Below are 1,577 nucleotides of genomic sequence, written 5' to 3'. Positions count from 1 at the left end.
CCAAACAGCCAGTCATCCCCTGCACCCCCATTGAGAATATCGCTATCTTTCCCTCCGTAAATAGTGTCATTACCCTGATCACCGTTAATAGTATCTTGACCTTCATTGCCGTATAACAGGTCATCGCCACTACCACCGTTGATGCAGTCTTGCTGGCCGTCTTCACCCACAGCGCCTCGTTCATTTTGCCCGCGATCGCCAAAAATAGTATCATTACCTTCATCGCCGCACAAAATATCGTTGCCATCATCCCCGTAAATCAAATCATCGCCCGCATCTCCCTGTACAACATCATCATCCTTACCTCCACGAAGCGTATCGTTACCAAAACCCCCACTCAGAGAATCGGAACTCTCACCACCATTGAGAAAATCATTTCCATCTCCCCCAAATAGCAAATCGCGGCCATCAACATCCGACACTAACTCGTTTTGCTTCCCACCATAAAGCGAATCATCCCCCTCATCCCCGACAATGGTGTCGGCACCGAGTTCACCCCAAATCCTGTCATTATCTTTGCCACCGTAAACTAAGTCATTACCTTTGCCAGCAAAAATGCTATCGTTACCGCTACCGCCGCCGATGAGATCGCCGGTGTCGTTACCGAAAATTAAATCACCTTCAGATGTCGCAACACTACTGCCAAGTTGAGTGCCGTAGTCGCCGATGATGGTGTCGGAACCTTGATTGCCGTAGAGAGTATCCGAGTCAGTTTCGCCGAAAATACGATCGTCCCCTTTGCCTCCAAACAGCAAATCCCGTCCGTTGCCACCTCGCAAGGTGTCGTCTTGTTCTTGGCCGTGAAGTAAGTCTTTGCCATCGCCTCCTGTCAGCAAATCGAAGCCGTCTGGGTCACTGTCTAGGGAGTTGAGGACGCCACCAAACAGAGAGTCGTCTCCCTTGTCGCCCCAAAGGGTATCGGGGCCTTTGTCACCCCAAATCAAGTCGTTGTCGATGCCACCGTAGGCTATGTCAGGGCCTTTGCCTGAATAAATAGTGTCATTGCCTTGAGTGCCTGCTATGGCGTCGCCTGAATCACCGCCGAAAATTAGGTCGCTGTCGTTGTCGGTTAAGTCGATGTTGTTGCCGTTGTCGCCGACTATGGTGTCGCCACCGCGATCGCCGTACAATGTGTCGGAGTTGCGATCGCCAAAAATGCGATCGTCTTGTTTGCCGCCAAATACTACATCGTTGTCTTTGCCGGCGTAAACGATGTCGTTACCGAGTCCGGCTGCGATGAAGTCTCGCTGTTGTTCGCCGTATATGATATCGCTGCCGCCTTCACCTAACACTGTGTCGTCGCCCTCAAATGAGAGAAACAGTTCGTTAGTTTCGTTCCCTGTTAAGGAATCGTTTCCCTCTGTCCCGATGCTGGTGTTTTGGATGTCGATGAGTTGGGCGGCGTTGGAGTCGAAGTTGAGTATTTCCGAAGGCTGGGGTGGGATAAATGTGATCAGAGGGGGCTGGGGCAGGGGGTCGCAACCGCAACTGGTATCGGGTTCGGCTACTGGGTTGAATATGGGGGTTGGTTCTGGGGCGGGTGTGGGTGTTGGTGGTGTTGGTTCTGGGGCGGGTGT

General features: G+C 52.1%; 1 protein-coding gene. It reads right to left on the bottom strand.

From position 1 onward, the window contains the following. Positions 1-1,577 (bottom strand): calcium-binding protein (locus tag QT987_RS29705; RefSeq protein WP_333247072.1); only part of this gene is annotated, 1,577 nt, incomplete at both ends.

Origin of the sequence: Microcoleus sp. SVA1B4 (genome assembly GCF_036700545.1) — a bacterium.
In the GTDB taxonomy this organism is placed as follows: domain Bacteria; phylum Cyanobacteriota; class Cyanobacteriia; order Cyanobacteriales; family Microcoleaceae; genus Microcoleus.
The sequence above is the reverse complement of the archived record's forward strand: the minus strand, read 5'-3'. Positions and strand labels throughout refer to the sequence as shown.